At 73.5% G+C, this 19,076-nt stretch carries 15 protein-coding genes; 6 read left to right on the top strand and 9 right to left on the bottom strand.

Annotated elements, in window-relative coordinates; genetic code table 11:
• The first annotated feature begins 240 nt into the window (after window positions 1–240).
• Both CRP52_RS03265 and CRP52_RS03260 read left to right on the top strand, forming a co-directional pair.
• Window positions 241–4,146 carry a non-ribosomal peptide synthetase family protein gene (locus tag CRP52_RS03265; RefSeq protein ID WP_097234992.1) on the top strand — a complete coding sequence of 1,302 codons (3,906 nt, stop codon included), beginning with the start codon at window positions 241–243 and terminating at the stop codon, window positions 4,144–4,146.
• Between the two features lie 107 nt (window positions 4,147–4,253).
• Window positions 4,254–4,496 carry a hypothetical protein gene (locus CRP52_RS03260; protein ID WP_097234991.1) on the top strand — a complete coding sequence of 81 codons (243 nt, stop codon included), beginning with the start codon at window positions 4,254–4,256 and terminating at the stop codon, window positions 4,494–4,496.
• Window positions 4,497–4,647: 151 nt separating this feature from the next.
• On the opposite strand, the gene CRP52_RS03255 is transcribed toward CRP52_RS03260, so the two are convergent.
• The 4 genes from CRP52_RS03255 to asnB all read right to left on the bottom strand — a co-directional run bounded on the left by CRP52_RS03255 (window position 4,648) and on the right by asnB (window position 9,916).
• A complete protein-coding gene (locus tag CRP52_RS03255; RefSeq protein ID WP_097234990.1) occupies window positions 4,648–4,869 on the bottom strand; it encodes a hypothetical protein in 222 nt (73 codons plus the stop codon).
• Window positions 4,870–5,137: 268 nt separating this feature from the next.
• Window positions 5,138–6,577, bottom strand: coding sequence for a pyridoxal phosphate-dependent decarboxylase family protein (locus CRP52_RS03245; RefSeq protein WP_097234988.1), 1,440 nt, complete (start codon window positions 6,575–6,577; stop codon window positions 5,138–5,140).
• 177 nt (window positions 6,578–6,754) lie between these two features.
• Window positions 6,755–7,882: a hypothetical protein gene (locus CRP52_RS03240; protein ID WP_097234987.1), complete on the bottom strand. Its 1,128-nt coding sequence runs from the start codon at window positions 7,880–7,882 to the stop codon at window positions 6,755–6,757.
• A gap of 174 nt (window positions 7,883–8,056) precedes the next feature.
• The gene (gene asnB / locus CRP52_RS03235) at window positions 8,057–9,916 is read right to left on the bottom strand and encodes an asparagine synthase (glutamine-hydrolyzing) (RefSeq protein ID WP_097234986.1); all 1,860 of its coding nucleotides are present in this window, start codon (window positions 9,914–9,916) and stop codon (window positions 8,057–8,059) included.
• Window positions 9,917–10,095: 179 nt separating this feature from the next.
• On the opposite strand from asnB, the gene CRP52_RS03230 reads away from it, so the two are divergent.
• Both CRP52_RS03230 and glmS read left to right on the top strand, forming a co-directional pair.
• Window positions 10,096–10,371, top strand: a complete 276-nt coding sequence (locus tag CRP52_RS03230; protein WP_097234985.1) for a hypothetical protein — start codon at window positions 10,096–10,098, stop codon at window positions 10,369–10,371.
• 185 nt (window positions 10,372–10,556) lie between these two features.
• Complete coding sequence (gene glmS, locus CRP52_RS03225; RefSeq protein WP_097234984.1) at window positions 10,557–12,383, top strand: glutamine--fructose-6-phosphate transaminase (isomerizing); 1,827 nt, start codon at window positions 10,557–10,559, stop codon at window positions 12,381–12,383.
• 154 nt (window positions 12,384–12,537) lie between these two features.
• Here glmS and CRP52_RS03220 read toward each other — a convergent pair whose 3' ends face one another.
• The 3 genes from CRP52_RS03220 to CRP52_RS03210 all read right to left on the bottom strand — a co-directional run bounded on the left by CRP52_RS03220 (window position 12,538) and on the right by CRP52_RS03210 (window position 15,119).
• Window positions 12,538–13,449: a glutaminase gene (locus CRP52_RS03220; RefSeq protein ID WP_373560543.1), complete on the bottom strand. Its 912-nt coding sequence runs from the start codon at window positions 13,447–13,449 to the stop codon at window positions 12,538–12,540.
• Between the two features lie 168 nt (window positions 13,450–13,617).
• A complete protein-coding gene (locus CRP52_RS03215; RefSeq protein ID WP_179852673.1) occupies window positions 13,618–14,358 on the bottom strand; it encodes a DUF3152 domain-containing protein in 741 nt (246 codons plus the stop codon).
• The gene (locus CRP52_RS03210; protein ID WP_097234982.1) at window positions 14,355–15,119 is read right to left on the bottom strand and encodes a hemerythrin domain-containing protein; all 765 of its coding nucleotides are present in this window, start codon (window positions 15,117–15,119) and stop codon (window positions 14,355–14,357) included. Before CRP52_RS03210 ends, CRP52_RS03215 begins: the two co-directional genes overlap by 4 nt.
• Window positions 15,120–15,542: 423 nt before the next feature.
• Here CRP52_RS03210 and CRP52_RS03205 point away from each other — a divergent pair, with 423 nt between their 5' ends.
• Window positions 15,543–15,758 carry a heavy-metal-associated domain-containing protein gene (locus tag CRP52_RS03205; protein WP_097234981.1) on the top strand — a complete coding sequence of 72 codons (216 nt, stop codon included), beginning with the start codon at window positions 15,543–15,545 and terminating at the stop codon, window positions 15,756–15,758.
• Between the two features lie 88 nt (window positions 15,759–15,846).
• Here the strand turns inward: CRP52_RS03205 and CRP52_RS03200 are convergent, their stop codons facing one another.
• Complete coding sequence (locus tag CRP52_RS03200) at window positions 15,847–16,410, bottom strand: DinB family protein (RefSeq protein WP_097234980.1); 564 nt, start codon at window positions 16,408–16,410, stop codon at window positions 15,847–15,849.
• Between the two features lie 101 nt (window positions 16,411–16,511).
• On the opposite strand from CRP52_RS03200, the gene CRP52_RS03195 reads away from it, so the two are divergent.
• A complete protein-coding gene (locus tag CRP52_RS03195; RefSeq protein ID WP_097234979.1) occupies window positions 16,512–17,513 on the top strand; it encodes a helix-turn-helix transcriptional regulator in 1,002 nt (333 codons plus the stop codon).
• A gap of 181 nt (window positions 17,514–17,694) precedes the next feature.
• Here the strand turns inward: CRP52_RS03195 and CRP52_RS03190 are convergent, their stop codons facing one another.
• Complete coding sequence (locus tag CRP52_RS03190; RefSeq protein ID WP_257032260.1) at window positions 17,695–19,035, bottom strand: aminotransferase-like domain-containing protein; 1,341 nt, start codon at window positions 19,033–19,035, stop codon at window positions 17,695–17,697.
• Between the last annotated feature and the right edge of the window lie 41 nt (window positions 19,036–19,076).

Raw genomic sequence — 19,076 nt, 5'->3', positions numbered from 1 at the left:
ACGCTGCGCTTCCGCTCGGTTACGTGATCGTGAACGGCCGAATGCCCGGGACAGGCCCGGGACCTGCCGGGGCCGGGCCGGGACGGGGCGCCCCCGCCCCCGGGACGCGGCCGGAAGAGGTCCAGACCGGTGCCTCATGCGGGTGGGACAGCGGGCGGCCGACGGTGGATCCCGTAACCGGCGCTCCCGCTGAGCAGGACGCCGGGCTTCCCCCCGTACCACGCACCGAAGGCACTTCCCATGCGCATCGACCCGTCCGTCTCCGCCGCCACCCCCGTCGTCCCGCACGCCCGCCGCGCCCCGGTCGGCACCGCGCTCACCGGTCTGCTCGACCGGCAGGTGCGCACCCGGCCGAATTCCACGGCCGTCATCGGCGAGGAAGGGGGCCTCACCTTCCTGGAACTGTCCGAGACCGCCCGCCGGCTGGCCGCGCACCTGCGCGGGCTGGGCGCCGGCCCGGACGCCTGCGTCGGCCTGTACGTCGAGCCGTCCGTGGGCCTGGTCGCCGGGGCCTGGGGCGTCCTGTACGCCGGGGCCGGCTACCTGCCGCTGTCGCCCGAGTATCCCGAGGACCGGCTCCGCTACATGGTCGAGGACAGCGGCACCCGGATCGTGCTCACCCAGGCGCACCTGCGCGAGCGGCTGGCCGCGCTGGCCCCGGCCGGTACCGAGATCGTCACCTTCGAGGACGCGCCGCCGGCGCACCCGGCGGCCGAGGGCGGCGCCGAACCGGAGTCGCTGGCCTACGTGATCTACACCTCCGGCAGCACCGGCCGCCCCAAGGGCGTGATGATCGAGCACCGCGCGGTCGTCTCCCAGCTGCGCTGGATGCTCGACGCCGGGCACCTCGACCCCGAGGTCACCGTGCTGCAGAAGACCCCGATGAGCTTCGACGCCGCCCAGTGGGAGATCCTCGCCCCGGCCGTCGGCGCCCGCGTGGTGGCCGGCACGCCCGGCCTCTACCGCGACCCGGAGGCGCTGGTCGCGGCCGTCCGGCGGCACGAGGTGACCGCCCTGCAGTGCGTGCCGACCCTGCTCCGGGCGCTGCTGGACACCGAGGGCTTCACCGACTGCACCAGCCTGGCCCGGGTGTTCTCCGGCGGCGAGGCGCTGTCCCGCCGGCTCGCCCGCGACCTGGGCGAGGCCCTGCCCGCGGCCTCGCTGGTCAACCTGTACGGCCCGACCGAGTGCACCATCAACGCCACCGCGCACGTGGTCGACCCGGCCGAGCCCGGCGACGGCGCCGACTCGGTGCCGATCGGCCGGCCCGTCGACAACACCCAGTGCTACATCCTGGACGAGCAGCGGACGCCGGTCGGCGCCGGCGGCGTCGGCGAGCTGTACATCGGCGGCGTTCAGCTGGCCCGCGGCTACCTGCACCGGCCGGAACTCACCGAGGAACGCTTCGTCCCCTCCCCGTTCACGCCCGGCGAGCGGCTGTACCGCACCGGCGACCTCGCGCAGTGGAACGCGGACGGCACCATCCGGTTCGCCGGCCGGGTCGACAACCAGGTCAAGCTGCGCGGCTACCGGGTCGAGCTGGACGAGATCGCCCGCGCGATCGAGGAGCACACCTGGGTGCGCCGCTCCGCCGCGATCGTCGCCGGGGACGAGCGCACCGGCCACCAGAACCTGGTCGCCTGCGTCGAGCTCAACCCGCGCGAGGCCGCCCTGATGGACCAGGGCAACCACGGCGGCCACCACCAGTCCAAGGCCAGCAAGCTGCAGGTCAAGGCCCAGCTGTCCGACCCCGGCCTGCGCGACCCGGCCCGGCTGGCCGGCCGCGAGCGGATCGAACTGCCCGGCCGGCGCGAGACCGAGGCCCAGCGCCGGGAGACCTTCGCCCGCAAGACCTACCGCTTCTACGACGGCGGCCCGGTCACCCGCGACGACCTCACCGCGCTGCTCGCCGCCCGCCCCGCCGGCCCCTTCGGCCGTGAGCCGGCGCTCCTCAGCTTCCCCGAACTCGGCCGCGTGCTGCGGTGGTTCGGCCAGTTCCACAGCGAGGAGCGGCTGCTGCCCAAGTACGCCTACGCCTCGCCCGGCGCGCTGTACGCCACCCAGCTCTACCTGGAGACCGGCGGCCTGGACGGGCTCGCCGCCGGGCTGTACTACTACCACCCGGTCGAGCACAGCCTGATCCGGATCGGGCCCGCCGAGCCCCGCACGGAGGCCTACCTGACGCTGCACTTCTCCGGCCGGCACGGCGCCATCGAGCCGGTGTACAAGAACAACATCCGCGAGGTGCTGGAGTTCGAGACCGGCCACATGCTGGGCGTCTTCGAGGAGGTGCTGCCCGAGTACGGGCTGGACGTGCGCCCGCTCGGCCTCGACCCGGCGGTCCGGGGCCGGCTGGACGTCGCCGAGGAGGACCACTACCTGGGCGCCTTCGCCGTCGTCCGCAACGACGGCACGGCCCGCGCCCGGAGCACCGAGCTGTACGTCCAGGCCCACGAGGGCCGGGTGGACGGTCTGCCCGGCGGCCTCTACCGGTACGCCGACGGCGAGCTGACGCACGTCGCGGACGCGGTGGTGGAGCCCCGGCACGTCATCGCGATCAACCAGTCCGTGCACGCCCGGGCCGCGTTCGGCATCACCGCCGTCAGCCGCGCCCCCGAGGAGTGGCTGGAGTACATCGCGCTCGGCACCGAACTGCACCACCTGCAGCGCAACGGCCTGGGCCTGGGCTTCATGTCCTCCGGCTACAGCTCCAAGTCCGGCCATCCGCTGCCCGCCGCGCGCCGCATCGACGAGATCCTCGCCGGGCGCGGCATCGCCACCGGACCGTCGTACTTCTTCCTCGGCGGCAAGGTGAGCGAGGAGCAGATCCGCAGCGAGGGCATGCACGAGGACGCCGTCCACATGAAGGGCCCGGCCGAGATCATCAAGGACGAACTGGCCAAGCTGCTGCCCGACTACATGCTCCCCAACCGGGTGCTGGTCGTGGACGCCCTGCCGCTCACCGCGAACGGCAAGGTCGACCTCAAGGCCCTCGCCGCCTCCGACGCCGTCCGCACGGCCGACGTCCGCAGCGCCTACGTCGCGCCGCGAACCGAGCACGAGCGGTGGCTGGCCGAGGCCTGGGGGCAGGCACTGAAGTACGAGGACGTGTCGGTCGAGGACGAGTTCTTCGCCGTCGGCGGCAACTCGCTGATCGCCGTGGCACTGGTCCACCGGATCAACCGCGAGTTCGACGTCTCGCTGCCGCTGCAGGTGCTGTTCGAGTGCCCGAAACTGGGCGACCTGGCCGCCCGCATCGACCGGGCCCGCGGCGAGGACGGTGCCGGCCCCGGTGAGGGCGGCGGCGCTGCCTCCTCGCGGCTGATCCCGCTGCACCCGGGCGACTCCGGCCGGCCGGTGTTCTGCTGGCCCGGGCTGGGCGGCTACCCGATGAACCTGCGGCTGCTCGGCCGCGAGGCGAGCCGGGGGCGCCCGTTCTACGGCATCCAGGCGCACGGCATCAACGAGGGCGAGAGGCCGTACCCGACCATCCGGGAGACGGCCGCCGCCGACGTCGCCGAACTGCTCCGGGTGCAGCCCGAGGGCCCGTACACGCTGTGGGGCTTCTCCTTCGGCGCCCGCGTCGCCTTCGAGGCGGCCTGGCAGCTGGAGCAGGCCGGCCGGCAGGTGGACCGGCTGCTGCTGATCTGCCCCGGCAACCCCGAGGTGCGCCGGGACGACGGGGGCGCGTGGGGCCGGGAGGCCTCGTACGCCAACCCCGCCTACGTGACCATCCTGTTCGGGGTGTTCACCGGCCGGATCAGCGGCCCCGAGCTGGAGCGCTGCCTGGCCGAGACGGCCGACGAGGCCACCTTCGTCGCCTCCGTGCACCGGCTGCTGCCCGACCTGGACGAGGAGCTGATCCGCCGGATCACCGGAATCGTCGGTGAGACCTACGAGTTCGAGTACAGCTTCCGCGAGCTGGCCGAGCGGCGGCTGGACGCCCCGGTGACCATCTTCAAGGCCGCCGGCGACGACTACTCCTTCATCGAGGGCAGCAGCGGCTACTCCGCGGCCCCGCCCGCCGTGGTCGACCTGACCGGGGACCACTACGGGGTGCTCAAGGAGCACGGGGTCGTCGAACTCGCCGCCGCGATACGGGCGCTGGAGCGGATCACCGACGAGGAAACCGCCCCGGGCCGCTGACGCGGACACGCTCACGGATGGCCCAGAATCCCTGAGCGGGGGAGCCCCTTCGGATAGGGATGGCTCGGCTTTCCGCCGATCCCGACTCGAACCGAAGGGGCTCTCCCATGTCCGTCAAGAAGTCCGCACTGGCCGCGGCCTGTTGCGCCCTGCTGCTCGCCGCGCCGCTCGCCGCCGCCCAGTCCGCCACTGCCGCCGCCTCCTCCACCGTCACCTCCTCCGGGAACAACGGCCCCAAGACCCCGGAGGAGGCCGCCACCTGCAAGGCCGTCACCGGCACCCTGCTCGGCGGCTTCGGCGCCATGCTCGGCAACGCCGTCTGCGTGGTGCAGCCCGCCGACAAGGGCTGAGCGGGGCGACACGCCCTGGTCGGCTGCCGGCGGCGGGTACGGTCCCCGGGCCCCCGCCGCCGGCGCGTCGGGTGCCATCGGTTGGCCGGTCAGGCGGTCCGGGACGGGCGGTCCGGGGCAGGCGATGCGGGGCAGGCCATGCGGGTCCGGTTCAGGCGATGCGGGTCGGGGTGGCTTCGACGGTGTGGCCGGTGGTGGTGAGGAGGGTGGCGAGGTCGGAGGGGGTGACGGAGTGGGGGGTGCGGAGGAAGAGCTCTTCGGGGTGCAGGGAGAGCAGGGTGATCCGGTGGTCGGCCAGGGTTGCCGGGGTGTGGGCGAGCGCCGTGGTGCGGACCCGCCAGAGGGTGGTCGGGGCGGGGAATGGGGTGACCACCAGGCGTGGAACAGGGCAGTGGCGAGCAGGGCGAGGGCGGAGGTGGCGACGACCACCGGGCCCTCCGGGCCGTCCACGACGAGCTTGGCGATGAGGTCGGTGGCGGTGACGGAGAGGAAGACGGCGGCGAGTTCGACGGTGTCGCGGCGCCAGTGGTGGGCACGGCGGCGGGAAGGCTTCGAGTGCTCCATGACCTCCACCGTGCCCGACCGGTGTTTCCCGATCGCGAACCGACCGTGACCTGCGGGTTAAGGTCCGTTGCGGTGTGTTACGACAGTAGCTCCGCGGCGGCGGCCCTGACCTCGGCGAGGAGCAGGTGCAGGTCGTCCTCGGTCGTCGCGGCGTTGAGGAGGCAGGCGCGGAGCATCTCCTCCCCGCCGAGCCGGGCTCCGGTGACGAAGACCCGGCCGCGCCGCTGGACGGCGACGGGCAGCTCGCGATTGAGGGCGTCGCGGGCAGCCGGGGCCAGCCCGGGGGCGCGGTGGCGGAACGCCACGATGGAGGTCTGCACCTCGGCGAGCAGCTCCAACTCGGGGTCGGCGCGGACGAGTTCGCCGAGGCGGCGGGCGAGCGCGGTGCACCGGGCGATGTCCTGGACCAGGCCGGTGCGGCCCCTGTGGGCGATGGTGGCCCAGACCTTGAGGGCCCGGAACGGGCGGGTCTGCTCGGTGCCGTACTCGGAGAACCAGCCGAGCGCGCCGGCGGCCTCGTCGCGCAGGTAGGACGGGACGAGGCTGAAGGTGCCGCGCAGCTCCTCGGTGTCGCGGACCAGGGCGCAGCCGCAGTCGACCGGGACGCCGAGCCACTTGTGCGGGTCGAGGGCGAGCGAGTCGGCGCGCTCCAGGCCCGCGTAGCGGTGGGCGATGGCCGGGTCGAGCCGGCCGAAGGCGCCGTACGCGCCGTCCACGTGCAGCCAGAGGCCCTGTTCCTGGCACAGGTCGGCGATCGGGTCGAAGGCGTCGACCGCACCGGTGCCGACCGTGCCGGCGGAGGCGACGACCAGGAAGGGCAGCAGGCCGGCCGCGCGGTCGCGCTCGACGGCTGCCCGCAGCTCGGCGGGGTCCAGGCGGCCGTCGGGCCCGGTGGTGACCGTGCGCAGGTGCCGGCTGCCGAGGCCGAGGAGCTCGGCGGCCTTGCGGACGCAGGAGTGGGTCTCGCCGGTGACGTAGCCGACCAGCGGAGGCAGGCCCGCCAGGCCGTCCTCCCGGACGTCCCGGCCGGCCTGCCGGGCGGCGCGGTTGCGGGCGGCGGCGAGGCAGACGATGGTCGCCATCGAGGTGCCGGAGGTGAGCAGCCCGCCGCCGGCCGGGTGCGGGAAGCCGACGAGTTCGGCGATCCAGCGGACGACGGCGCGCTCCAGGTGGACGTCGGCGTGGTCGCCGCCGGCCGAGCTGGGGTTCATCGCGGCGGCGGCGAGGGTGGCGAGCACCCCGGCGGGGGCGGGGGCGGAGTTGACCCAGCCGAAGAAGCGCGGGTTGCCGTTGCCCATCGGGTAGGGGAGGACCTGGTGCCCGATGGCCTCGACCAGCTCGGCGAGCGGGCGGCCGACGGCGGGGAGCGGGGCGTCCAGCAGGGCGTGGCGGGCGGTGTCGGCCACGGGCTGCCAGACCGGGCGCTCGGGCAGCTCGGCGAGGTAGTCGGAGACCAGCTCGGCGGTGGCGTGGGCGGCGGCGCGGAAGTCGTCGGCGGCGCGGTCCTCGGTGGTCATGGCGGGTGTGCTCCAGGGGCCGGGGAGGGGGCGCGGCGTCCTCGGCGCACCGTGATCAGGCGATGGTCGGGTGATCCTACGCAAAGGGCCCGCGCCGTGCGGCGCGGGCCCTCATGGTGAGACCGGGGTCGTCAGCCCGAGGAGGTACAGCCCAGGGGGCGTCAGTTCAGGGAGGCGTCAGTCCAGGGAGGCGGACAGGCCGCTCGCCGAGCGGCAGTAGCCCTGCATCTCCTTGTTGGTGATCTTGGCGCAGAGCCGCCCGGCCGCGCCGGCGTCGGTGTAGTTGACCGTGTAGTAGCTGACCAGCCCCTCCGCGCAGGCCTTGCGCTGCCAGCCGTCGGCGGCCGTGGCGCACTGCTGGGCGGCCCAGTCCTCGCGGTCGAGGTTGTACTTCATGGTCCGCGAGCCGACGCCGCGGCTGCAGTCCACCGCCCCTCCGCCGGCCTTGCCGTTGAGGCACCACTTGAGGGCGTCGGCGTAGACCTCGGGGTGGTTCGGGTAGTCGTGCGAGGAGAGGTAGAAGGTCGGCGCGTAGAAGTAGCAGGCGGACTGGAACAGCGACGGCTGGTCCTTGCACGGATAGAGCGGGTCCTGGGCGAGCTTGTCGGCGGGCAGGTTGGCCTTGGCCTGCTCGTCCTCCTCGTCCGGGCCGAAGAGCTGCATGAACAGGCCCTCGGAGCAGCGGATCCGGTTCTGGTCGGTGGTGAACTTGTTGCACAGGTCCCGCGCCTTGGCGACGTCCTGCTTGGCGACGAACATCGTGCCGTGGCCGACGCCGTGGATGCAGGGGCCGGAGTTCTTGGGCTGGCAGAGCTTGAGCAGGTCCACCTCGGGCTGGGTGGAGGCGTTGAGCATCTCCTCGACGGCGCCGTGCAGGTAGCCGGCCGCACAGGTCTCGTGCGGGAAGGAGATCACCTTCTGGAAGTCCGCGTTGAAGCGCTTGACCGCCGCGTGGCCGAGCTCGTGCGCGATCGGGTGGCAGAAGCGCACGGTGTACGGCTTCTCCTTGGTGATCTTGTCGAGGTCGGCGAGGGCGACACCGGGGTCGGTGGCGTCCATCTCGGCCATCAGCTTGTTGCGCAGCGTCGAACGGGTCCACACCGCCGGGTCGCCGGTCGGGGTGGCGCTCCCGGCGCCCGCGCCGCCCGCGGAGGCCGGCTGGGCGCCGGCGGCGGGGGCCCCGGGCGCCGAGGCGGCCGGGGTCGCGGTGGCCGCCGCGGGCGACCAGTCGGTGACGGCCACCGACCCGAGGCCCAGGACGCCCAGGAGCAGGGCGGTGAGAATCGCGAAGACTCGCGGCTGCATGACGGGATCCCCCGGCGGATCGAGGTGGACGGTTCGCTCCCATCCTGACGGCACGGGGGCGGGAATCCACGATTTCGCCCGCGATTGGGGAGGTGTCGGCGACGCTACCGCACGGTGCGACGCCCGGGCGCGCCGGGATGGTTCCCTCGGGGGCGTGATTCGGCGGTGCGTGGTTCAGAGCTCCAGGGTGACCTGGTACTCCGTCAGCCAGGCGTCCAGGTCGAGCGCGAGGTCCACGCCCAGTCGGACGGAGCGTGGATCGGTGTCCGGGGCGAGCGCGTCGGCGAGGCGCCGCCGGTCGAGCAGGCCGAGCGCCGGGGACGTCCGGGTGGTGCTGAGCCGGGCGAGCTCGGAGCGCAGCCGCGCCGGGTAGTGCGGGTCGGTGGTCACGGGGTACGGGCTCTTCGGCCGGTCGGCGATCGTCGCGGGCAGCACGTTCCGGACGGCGGCGCGCAGCAGGCTCTTCTCCCGGCCGTCGAAGCTCTTCATCGCCCACGGCACGTTGAAGACGTACTGGACCAGCCGGTGGTCGCAGAACGGCACCCGCACCTCCAGCCCGTTGGCCATGCTCATCCGGTCCTTGCGGTCGAGCAGGATGCGGACGAAGCGGGTCAGGTTGAGGTACGAGATCTCGCGCATCCGCCGTTCCAGCGGGTCGGCGGCCGCCAGGTGCGGGACCTCGGCCAGGGCCTCGCGGTAGCGGGCCCTGCGGTAGTCCTCCAGGTCGAGCTTGCGGAGCAGTCCGGAGTCGAGCAGTTCCTCGCGCGGGCCGGAGCCGGCGCCGGCGATGTGGGTGAGGCCGGCCGCCCAGGGGAAGTCCTCGGTGGCGATGCTCTGCGGGTCGTGGAACCAGCGGTAGCCGCCGAAGAGTTCGTCCGCGGACTCGCCGGAGAGCGCGACGGTGGAGTGGCGGCGCACGCCCCGGAAGAGCAGCAGCAGCGAGACGTCCATGTCGCCGACGCCGTTCGGCAGGTCGCGGGCGCGCAGCGCCGCGGAACGCCGGGAGGGGTCGGTGAGCTCGGCGGCGTCCAGCTCGACCACGCTGTGGTCGGCGCCGACGTGCCCGGCGAGCAGCCGGGCGTACGGCCCGTCGGGGGTCTGCCGGACGGCGTCGGAGTGGAAGTCCTCGCCCTGCCCGGAGAAGCCGACGGAGAAGGAGCGCACCGGGCCGGCGCCGGCCGAGCGCAGCAGCCTGGCGGCGATGGCGGTGACGGCGCTGGAGTCCAGCCCGCCGGAGAGCAGCGAGCAGAGTGGGACGTCCGCGTCGAGCTGGCGGTGCACGATGTCGTCCAGCAGGGCGCGGACGGTGGCGACGGTGGCCGGCAGGCTGTCGGCGTGCTCGCGGGCCTCCAGCGCCCAGTACCGGTGCTCGGACACGCCCCCGCGGCGCACCCGTACGACGTGGCCGGGCCGGACCTCGCGGACGTCCCGGTACGGCGTGAGGCCCGGGGTGCGGGTGTGGCCGAGCAGTTCGCGCAGCCCGTCCAGGTCGACCACCGGGCGGACGGCGGGGTGGGCGAGCAGGGCCTTGACCTCGGAGCCGAAGATCACGCCGTCGGGGGTGGCGCGGTAGTGCAGCGGCTTGACGCCCATCCGGTCGCGGACCAGCAGCAGCTCCTCGCGCCGGGCGTCCCAGACGGCGAAGGCGAACATGCCGTTGAGCCGCCCGGCCAGGCCCTCGCCCCACTCCAGGTAGGCGTGCAGCACGACCTCGGTGTCGCTGCGGGTGCGGAAGCGGTGTCCGGCCGCCTCCAGTTCCGCGCGCAGCTCGCGGTGGTTGTAGACCTCGCCGCTGTAGGTGAGCGCGGCCAGCAGCCGGCCGTCCCGCTCGACCGTCATCGGCTGGGTGCCGCCCTCGATGTCGATCACCGCGAGGCGGCGGTGGCCGAGCGCGGCGTGCGGCTGGAGGAGGACCCCGCCGGCGTCCGGGCCGCGGCGCAGCTGGGTGGCCGTCATCGCGTCGAGGACGTCCGCGGCGTCCGGTTCGGCGGTGAGATCGCGTTCGAAGGCGACCCATCCGGTGATCCCGCACATCAGCAAGCCTCCGGTCTTCCGCTTCGTGTTCAGTACGTCACGCTACGTGTGGAGCTGACGCCGCTTCAAGGGTTCGGATGAAGAGGATTGATGGGAGATGAGCCGAAGGTCGCGACTTCTGCCCGATTTCGGGCAGGATCTTTGGCTTCGGCGCTCTCGGCAACCTAGGCTCCTCTCTCGTGCCGAGCTCACCCCACCCTCACGAAGACCTCCTCGCCCACCTCGCCCGGACCAGCCCGCTCGGGCCCCGGGAGGCGGCGCGGGTCGTGGCGGAGGTGCTGGCGTACTTCTCCGAGAGCACCGAGGAGTACGTGCGCCGCCGCCACACCGAGCTGCAGGCACGCGGACTGACCAACGAGCGGATCTTCGCCCGGCTCGCCGAGGAACTCCCGCAGCGCCGTGTCGCGGCGCCGGAGCTCTCGGCCCGCCAGCTGCGGCGGATCGTCTACGGCTGAGCACGGCTCCCGGGCTTCCCGGTTCCCGGGCTCCCCGGCTCCCGGGGAGCGGACGCTCCCGGACACCTGAAGCCTGTGACGACCTGAAGCTTTGGCAGACCCGAAGCTCCCGCAGACCCGAAGCCTGCGAAGACCCGAAGCCTGCGAAGACCCGAAGTTCCGAAGACCTGAAGAGGAGACGACGCATGTGCGGAATCGTGGCCTACATCGGCCCCAAGGACGCCACCCCCTTCCTGCTGGAGGGGCTGGCCCGGCTTGAGTACCGCGGCTACGACTCGGCCGGCGTCGCCGTCACCGGCCGCGGCGGCGGCATCAAGCTCCGCAAGGTGAAGGGCCGGGTCGCCGACCTCGCCGCGGCCGTACCGGCCCGGTTCAAGGGCACCACCGGCATCGGCCACACCCGCTGGGCCACCCACGGCGTCCCCAGCGACGCCAACGCGCACCCGCACCTGGACAACGCCGAGCGCATCGCCGTCGTCCACAACGGCATCATCGAGAACGCCGACGAGCTGCGCGCCAAGCTGGCCGCCGACGGCGCCGTCTTCCGCTCCGAGACCGACACCGAGGTGCTCTCGCACCTGATCGCCGCGCACGTCGCCGAGGGTGTCGAGCTGGAGGACGCGGTGCGCGCCGCGCTCGGCCGGGTGGTCGGCACCTACGGCATCGCGGTGATCGACGGCGAGCAGCCGGACCGGATCGTGGTCGCCCGCAACGGCAGCCCGATCGTGCTGGGCATCGGCGAGAAGGAGATGTTCGCCGCCTCGGACGTCTCCGCGCTGGTCCGCTACACTCGCCAGGTCGTGCACCTGGAGGACGGCGAGCTGGCCACCGTCCGGGCCGACGGCTTCCGCACCTTCACCGCGGACGCCCGCACCACGCACCGCCAGCCGTCCACCGTCGACTGGGAGATCGACTCCTTCGACACCGGCGGCTACGAGCACTACCTGCTCAAGGAGATCCACGAGCAGCCCGGCTCGGTCGAGCGCACCCTCAGCGGCCGGCTCGACGAGCGCTTCGCCACCGCGCACCTCGGCGGCCTCAACCTGGACGCCCGGGAGCTGCGCGAGATCCGCCGGGTCAAGATCCTCGGCTGCGGATCCGCCTACTACGCGGGCGAGATGGGCGCGCAGCTGATCGAGGAGCTGTCCCGGATCCCCGCGCACAGCGAGCCTGCCTCCGAGTTCCGCTACCGCAACCCGGTGATCGAGGCGGACACCCTGTACGTCGCGGTCAGCCAGTCCGGCGAGACCTACGACACGCTGGCCGCCGTCCAGGAGATCAAGCGCAAGGGCGGCCGGGTGCTCGGCGTCGTCAACACCGTGGGCAGCGCGATCGCCCGCGAGTGCGACGGTGGCATCTACCTGCACGCCGGGCCCGAGGTCTCGGTCGCCTCCACCAAGGCTTTCACCTCCACCGTGGTCGCCTTCGCGCTGCTCGCCCTGCACTTCGGCCGCATCCACGACCTCTCGCCCGCCGACGGGCGCCGGATCGTCTCGGCCCTGCAGGCGCTGCCGGACCAGATCCGCGAGGTGCTGGAACAGAGCGAGTCCATCGCCGAACTCGCCGCCGAGTACGCCCAGTCGGCGGGCATGATGTTCATCGGCCGGGTGCGCGGCTACCCGGTGGCCCGGGAGGGCGCGCAGAAGCTCAAGGAGATCTCCTACGTGCACGCCGAGGCCTACCCGGCGAGCGAGCTCAAGCACGGCCCGCTGGCGCTGATCAGCCCCGAACTGCCCACCGTGGCCCTCGTCCCGGACGACGAGCTGCTGGACAAGAACCTGACCACGCTGGGCGAGATCAAGGCCCGGTCCGGGCGCGTCATCGCCGTCGCCCACCGCCGCCCGGAGGAGAAGCTCGCGGACCACTGCATCCTGGTCCCCAAGAGCGAGCCGGAGTTGGACCCGCTGCTGCTCAACATCCCGCTGCAGCTGCTCGCCTACCACGCCGCCGTCGCGCTGGGGCGGGACGTGGACAGGCCGCGCAACCTGGCGAAGAGCGTGACGGTGGAGTAACCGAGCAGTTCGGTGATCGGGTAGCGGTTGCCCTTGATCCCCGGGTCCCGGTCGCTGTGCGGACGACCGGGGCCCGGCGTGCTTTCTCGTCCTTCTTCGTACGGCTTCGTACGGCTTCGTACAGCCTCGTGCGGCTTCGTGCGGCTTCGTACGGCTAGAAGACCGAGCAGCCCGAGAGGGTGGTCAGGGTGTCCAGGGCGGTGACTGCGGCGACCGAGTTGCCGGCCTGGTCGAGGCGCGGGCCCCAGGCGCAGACCGTGGCGTGGCCGGGGAGTATGGCGAGGATGCCGCCGCCGACGCCGCTCTTGCCCGGAAGGCCTACGCGGAAGGCGAACTCGCCGGCGGCGTCGTAGGTGCCGCAGGTGAGCAGTACGGCGTTGAGGCGCTTGGCCTCGCTGCGCGACATCAGGCGGGTGCCGTCGGCGCGCACGCCGTAGCGGGCCAGGAAGGAGCCGGCCAGAACCAGGTCGCGGCAGCTGGCGGTGAGCGCGCAGTGGGCGTAGTAGTGCTCCAGGACGGTCTCGACCGGGTTCTCCAGGTTGCCGTGGCTGGCGATGAAGTGGGCCAGGGCGGCGTTGCGGTGGCCGTGCTCGGCCTCGGAGGAGGCGACCACCGGGTCGGTGTCGAGGGTGGCGTTGCCGGACTCGCGGCGCAGGAACTCCCGTACCGCGCCGGAGGCGTCGCCGGTCATGCTCTGCAGCCGGTCGGTGACCACCAGGGCGCCCGCGTTGATGAACGGGTTGCGCGGGATGCCGTGCTCCGTCTCCAGCTGTACGAGGGAGTTGAACGGGTTGCCGGACGGCTCGCGGCCGACGCCCCGCCAGAGCGCGTCACCGCCGTAGGCGACCGCGAGCGCCAGCGAGAACAGCTTGGACACGCTCTGGACGGAGAACGGCCGCTCCCAGTCCCCGACGCCGTACAACTCCCCGTCGACGGTGGCGACGGCCATGCCGAAGGCCTCCGGGTCGGCGGTGGCGAGCGCCGGAATGTAGTCGGCGACCTTCCCGTGGCCCCTGGTCGCCCGGGCGGCCGCCTCGGCGGCCTCCAGCAGCACCGGCCAGTCCAGGATCTCCCCGCCGGGCACACCGTTCAACGCACTTCCTCCACCGGCACCGCGTACGGACATGATCGGGACCGGGCGCGCGGTGCGGGTGGCGTCCGGTCCGACCAGGATTATCCGTGTTCGGGAGGGGGGTTCGGTACGGGGTGTCGGTGTGCGGGTTTCGCCGGTGGGCTACGGGGCGTTGGTGGGGGCCTCGACCGGCGGGCCGGTGAGCAGGGTGCCGGTCTCCGAGTACGGCCGGCCGTTCGGGACGCAGCCGTGCAGGCCCTTGATCTGCTGCATCATCACCGGCGCCGGGGCGCCCGGGGCCGGGCAGTCGACGTGGCCGTTGCCGAGGATGTGGCCGACCTCGTGGTTGACCGCCAGCGCGTGGTACAGCTCGGGCTCGCCCCGGTAGTACTCGGACAGCTCCGTCCAGCGCTTGAGGTTGATGACCACCTGGTGGGTGACGCCGCAGTTCACCCAGCCGCCCGTGTCCAGCCCGTACTGGCCGCAGATCCGGTCGGTGGACTGCGGGGTGGCCAGGTAGACGGTGAAGTCGACCGGGTCGGCGGGCATCCGCTGGAAGGAGGCCGTACCGCCGGCGGCCCAGCCGCGCCGCACGTCGCCGAGCACCGCGTCCACCTCGGCGGCGAACTGCTCGGGGCTCTCCGCGATCCCGTTCTCCACCCGCACCTTGTAGCGGTACAGGTGCTCGCCGGTGCCGAAGCGGGCGGAGCCGCCGGGCGCGGTGGTGAACGCGAGCGGGGCCGGGCCGCGGCCCCGCTCGCTCCACGGCTGCCACCAGAGCAGGCCGGCCGTCAGCGCCGCGACCACGGCGAGGGCGAGCGCGCCGTGCCAGGGCTTGCGGGGGCGGCGCTGTCCCAGTCGCGAGCGCTGTCGCAGGGGGAGGAAGTGGGTGCGTGTCCTCAACGGCTGCTCCCTGCGGCGAGGTGGCCGTACACCCCGCGCATCCGGCGGTGATGGGCGGGCAGGGTCAGGCGGAAGGCGATGAAGCCCCGCAGCCGGCTGGTGGTGGCGCGCAGGTGGGCGAGTTGCTCCGGGCTGCCGTACGACAGCAGGACGCCCTCGACGCGGGACTGGTCGGCGGGCGGGACGCACCACCGCCTGGCCTCCTCGAACCGTTCCCAGGCGGACATCGGCAGGAGGGCGTGGATCGCGTCCAGGCAGGCCTCCTCCTTCGCGGCCAGGTATGTGCGGACGGCGGCGGCCAACTCGGTCAGGGGATCGGCCAGTTGGTCCAACGGGGCGCCGGTGGCGGCCGTACTGGTCGCAGCGGTACCGGTCGTTGCGGTACTGGTCGCGGCGGTACCGGTCGTTGCCGTACCGGTCGTTGCCGTACTGGTCAGGGCTGTACTGGTCAGGGCGAGCCGGACGCGGGTGACCGGGGTGGCCAGGGCCGCGCGCTGCGCCTCCAGTACGTCCAGTTCGGGCCGCAGGTAGGGCGCGGCCGCGGCGAGCATGGGCCAGAGCACGTCCTCCTCGGCCTCGTGGAGGTGGCGCAGGACGCCCAGCATCAGCGCGACGTGGTCGGTGATCCCGGCCCGCAGCGGCTCCGCGCCCGGGGCGCGGCAGGCGATCGCGAGGCGGGCGAACTCCCCGCGCAGGGCGGTGTGGGACAGCAGGAGGGCGGTGGTGTCCGGTCGGGCGTGTATCGGGGCCAGGGTGGACATGGTGGTACGGCTCCAGGGCGGGATCGGCGGTCATCGGTGGCCATCGGCGGTCGGGGCGGCCGGGGCGGCTGATGGGTGACCGGGGACCGGTGACCGGTGACCGGTGACCGGGGACTGGGGACTGGGGACCGGTGGGGCCGGTCGGGCCGAGTCCCGGTTCGGCGACGGGGTTGTACCTGGAGCTACGGGAGGGGGTGCGGCGGCGGTTCAGGGGTGTGGGGTTGGGGGGGCGTCGGGTCTCGGGTTCGGGCGCGGGGTCTCGGGTTCGGGGGTGGAGGGCTCCTGTCGGATGCGGGGCACGGCCGGTTCCCGGAACCGCTCGATGGTGTCATCCGTGCGGCGTGTCCCTGGGCCCGGCCGCCGGATTCCGGTGTTGTGGTGCGGGTCGATCCACCTCACGGAAGCGCCATCGGAGGCACCGCCATGTCCACCACTGCTGTTTTCACCGTCGACGGGATGAGCTGCGGCCACTGCGAGAGGACGGTGAGCGCCGGGCTCGCCGCGCTTCCCGGCGTCACCGACGTCGTCGCCGACGCGCCCACCGGGCGAGTCACCGTGGCCTCCGCGCAGCCGCTGGACGAGGGCGTGGTCCGCAGCGCCGTCGACGGGGCCGGATTCACGCTGGTCGGGCGGGTCTGACGGCTGGGTCGGCCATCTACGGGTCCACGGGGTCCGTCGGCGGAGGCTGACGGACCCCGTGGCTTGCCCGGCTCGGCCGGTGCCCCGGTCAGCCCATGCTCTTCGCGCCGTCCAGGGACTCGCGGATGATGTCGGCGTGGCCCGCGTGCTGGGCGGTTTCGGCCACGACGTGCAGCAGCACCCGGCGGGCCGACCACTCGGCGCCCGGCTCGAACCAGGGGGCCTTCGGCAGCGGCTGGGTGGCGTCCAGGTCGGGGAGGGCAGCCACCAGGTCGTCCGTACGGCGCGCCACCTCGGCGTACGCGTCCAGGACGCCGGCCAGCGTCTCCCCGGGCAGCATCCGGAACTCGTCCGCGCGGCGGGCGAAGTCGGCCTCGGTCCAGGTGGTGAAGTCGGGCATCGCGGACGGACCCGCCACGATGAACTCCGCCCAGAGCCGCTCGACCGCGGTCACGTGCTTGATCAGGCCGCCCAGACAGAGCTCGCTCGCGGTGGTCCGCAGACCGGCCTGCTCGTCGGTGAGGTCGCGGGTGGTGAAGCGCAGGAAGTGCCGCTGCTTCGCCAGCGCGACCAGGAGGTCGGCGCGCTCGCCCGTGACGGTCGTCGTGTCGGTCGCGGTCGTCGTGGTGTCGGTCGTGCTCGTCGTGGTCATGGTGCTGGCCTTCCGTTCGGTTCCTTGCTCCTTCGGACAAGACCAACGCTACGGACCATAGCGGCCACTTTCCGTCCTGAATCCCGGCGAGAATCGGAGGCATGGCGAACACCAGCACCCGAACGCTGCGACTGCTCTCCCTGCTCCAGACCCACCGCTACTGGCCGGGCGGGGAACTGGCCGACCGGCTCGGCGTCTCCGTGCGCACCCTGCGCCGGGACATCGATCGGCTGCGCGAGCTCGGCTACCCCGTGGAGGCGCAGCGCGGCGTCGACGGCGGCTACCAGCTGGCCGCGGGCGCGGCGCTGCCGCCGCTGGTCATCGACGACGAGGAGGCGGTGGCGCTGGCGGTCGGTCTGCAGGCGGCGGCGGAGAGCCCGGTGGAGGGCGTCGCCGAGGCCTCGGTGCGGGTCCTGGCGAAGGTGGTCCAGGTGATGCCGGGACGGCTGCGGCGCCGGGTGGAGGCGCTGCGCGCGGTGACCGTCCCCGTCGACTGGGGCACCGGGGCGGGGGCGGGCGTCGACCCGGACGTCCTCACCGTGGTGGCGTTGGCCTGCCGGGACGGGGAGCGGATCCGCTTCTCGTACACCGCCGCCGACGGGCGCGGGTCGGAGCGGCAGGTCGAGCCGCACCGGCTGGTGTGCCTCAACCGCCGCTGGTACCTGGTCGCGTACGACCTCGACCGCGCCGACTGGCGCAGCTTCCGCCTCGACCGGCTGGCCGCCCCGCAGGGCGGCGGCGCGCGCTTCGCCCCGCGTGCGCTGCCGGCGGCCGACGCGGCGGAGTTCGTTCGCGCAGGCCTGCAGGGGATACCCCGTCCGCACCGGGTGGAGGCGCTGATCGAGGCACCCGCGGAGTACGTCCGCGCGCGGGTCGGGCGGTGGGGGACCGTCGAGCCCGTCGCCGACGGCGGCTGCCGGCTGCTGATGACCGCGGACTCCCTCGACTGGCCCGCCATGGCCCTGGGCTCCCTGGGCGCCGACTTCCGGGTGATCGGCCCTCCGGGCCTGCTCACGCTGCTGGAGGACTGGAGCAGCCGCTTCGGGCGTGCAGCTGCGGCGGGGGGTGGGGCCGGGGCTGGGGCTGGGGAAGCGGCGGAGTAGGAAGTCGGGCGGGCCGACTTCTGGTGCGGGCGGGGAAGCAAATATGCAGACCGGTCTACTGAATCGCTGGGGGTTGGAGGGCGGGGTCCAGGAGGGGTGCACAGGAAGTCGGGCGGGCCGACTTTTGGTGCGGGCCGAGGGCGAACAGAATATGCAGACCGGTCTACATATTTTCCGCGGGTCAGGGGGCGATGGCGTCGAGGGTGGTGCGGAGGCGGGTGAGGGCGGGGTGGAGGTCGGCCAGTGGGGGTGTGGCGAGGGCGAGGCGTAGGGCGTTGGGGTGGTGGGGGGTGGTGGCGAAGGCGTCGGCGGTGGAGATCAGGATGCCCTCGGCGGCGAGGGCTGCGGCCGCGTGGTCGGGGCGCTGGTGGGGTTCGAGGGTGAGCCAGAGGACGTAGGACGCGGGGTGGCCGGTGGTGGTCAGACCGGCGAGGGCCGTGCGGGCGACGGCCTGACGGGCGGCGGCGTCCGTGCGGCGCTGCTGCTCCAGGCAGGCGACCGTGCCGTCCGCGAGCCAGCCGGTGGCGAGGGCGGTGACCAGGCCCGGTGCGCCCCAGGCCGCCGTCCGCAGACTGGTGGTCGCGGCCCGGAGCAGACGGTCGGGCAGGACGGCGAAGCCGAACCGCAGCCCGGGCGCCACGTTCTTGGACAGGCCGGCCACGTAACAGGTGTGCTCGGGTGCCAGGGCCTGCAGGGGCGGGGGCGGCGCGGCCTCCAGGAAGGCGTACGTGCCGTCCTCGATCAGCAGGAAGTCGTGGTCGGCCGCGAGGCCGGCGAGGCGTTCGCGCTGTGCCCGGTCGAGCACCCAGCCGAGCGGGTTGTGGACCGTCGGCATGGTGTACACCGCCCGCACCGGGCGGGTGCGGCAGAGTCGGTCGAGCGTGTCGAGGTCCGGGCCCGCGGCGGTGACCGGGACGGGTGCCAGGTCGAGCCGGTGGGCGGCGGCGAGCAGCTTGATGCCGGGGTAGCTGAGGGCATCCACGGCGAGGACGTCGCCGGGGCGGGTGAGGGTGCGCAGCACGCAGTCCAGCGCCTGCTGCGCACCGCTGGTGAGCAGCACGTTCTCCGGTGCGGTGTCGATCCCGCGGTCCAGCAGGTAGGTGGCCACGGTGGCCCGGTCGTGCCGGTGGCCGCCCGGCGGGTGCTGGCGCAGCAGCGCCTCGGCGTCGCCCGAGGAGGCGAGTGCCCGCAGGGCCTGCCGGAGCAGGTCGCCCTGGTCGGGGGCGAGCGGCTGGTTGAAGGAGAGGTCCGCCACCCGGGGCACCGGGAGGGCGCGGGAGGGTTCGATGCCGTCGTAGCCGGAGCGCACCCGGACGAAGGTGCCCCGGCCCCGCTCGCCCACCACCAGTCCGGCGGCGGCCAGTTCGGCGTACACCCGGGTGGCGGTGGCGAGCGCGATCCGCCGGTCGCGGGCGAGCATGCGGTGGGTCGGCAGTCGGGTGCCCGCGGGGAGCGCGCCGGAGCGGATCGCCGCCGCGTACTCGTCGACGACGGCCTTGTAGGAGGGGGGTCGCACGGTCACCTGCCGTTCCTGCTGGTCCTGCCGTTCCTGCGGTTCCTGCG

The organism is Streptomyces sp. 1331.2, from assembly GCF_900199205.1.
Lineage (GTDB): Bacteria > Actinomycetota > Actinomycetes > Streptomycetales > Streptomycetaceae > Kitasatospora.
This window is presented reverse-complemented; position numbering and strand designations above follow the sequence as displayed.

Coding starts and splice junctions, on each gene's coding strand:
- CRP52_RS03195 (WP_097234979.1), top strand. CDS start 16,512: ATGGCGAACACCAGCACCCGAACGCTGCGACTGCTCTCCCTGCTCCAG.
- asnB (WP_097234986.1), bottom strand. CDS start 9,916: ATGTGCGGGATCACCGGATGGGTCGCCTTCGAACGCGATCTCACCGCC.
- CRP52_RS03200 (WP_097234980.1), bottom strand. CDS start 16,410: ATGACCACGACGAGCACGACCGACACCACGACGACCGCGACCGACACG.
- CRP52_RS03260 (WP_097234991.1), top strand. CDS start 4,254: ATGTCCGTCAAGAAGTCCGCACTGGCCGCGGCCTGTTGCGCCCTGCTG.
- CRP52_RS03205 (WP_097234981.1), top strand. CDS start 15,543: ATGTCCACCACTGCTGTTTTCACCGTCGACGGGATGAGCTGCGGCCAC.
- CRP52_RS03245 (WP_097234988.1), bottom strand. CDS start 6,577: ATGACCACCGAGGACCGCGCCGCCGACGACTTCCGCGCCGCCGCCCAC.
- CRP52_RS03210 (WP_097234982.1), bottom strand. CDS start 15,119: ATGTCCACCCTGGCCCCGATACACGCCCGACCGGACACCACCGCCCTC.
- CRP52_RS03265 (WP_097234992.1), top strand. CDS start 241: ATGCGCATCGACCCGTCCGTCTCCGCCGCCACCCCCGTCGTCCCGCAC.
- CRP52_RS03240 (WP_097234987.1), bottom strand. CDS start 7,882: ATGCAGCCGCGAGTCTTCGCGATTCTCACCGCCCTGCTCCTGGGCGTC.
- glmS (WP_097234984.1), top strand. CDS start 10,557: ATGTGCGGAATCGTGGCCTACATCGGCCCCAAGGACGCCACCCCCTTC.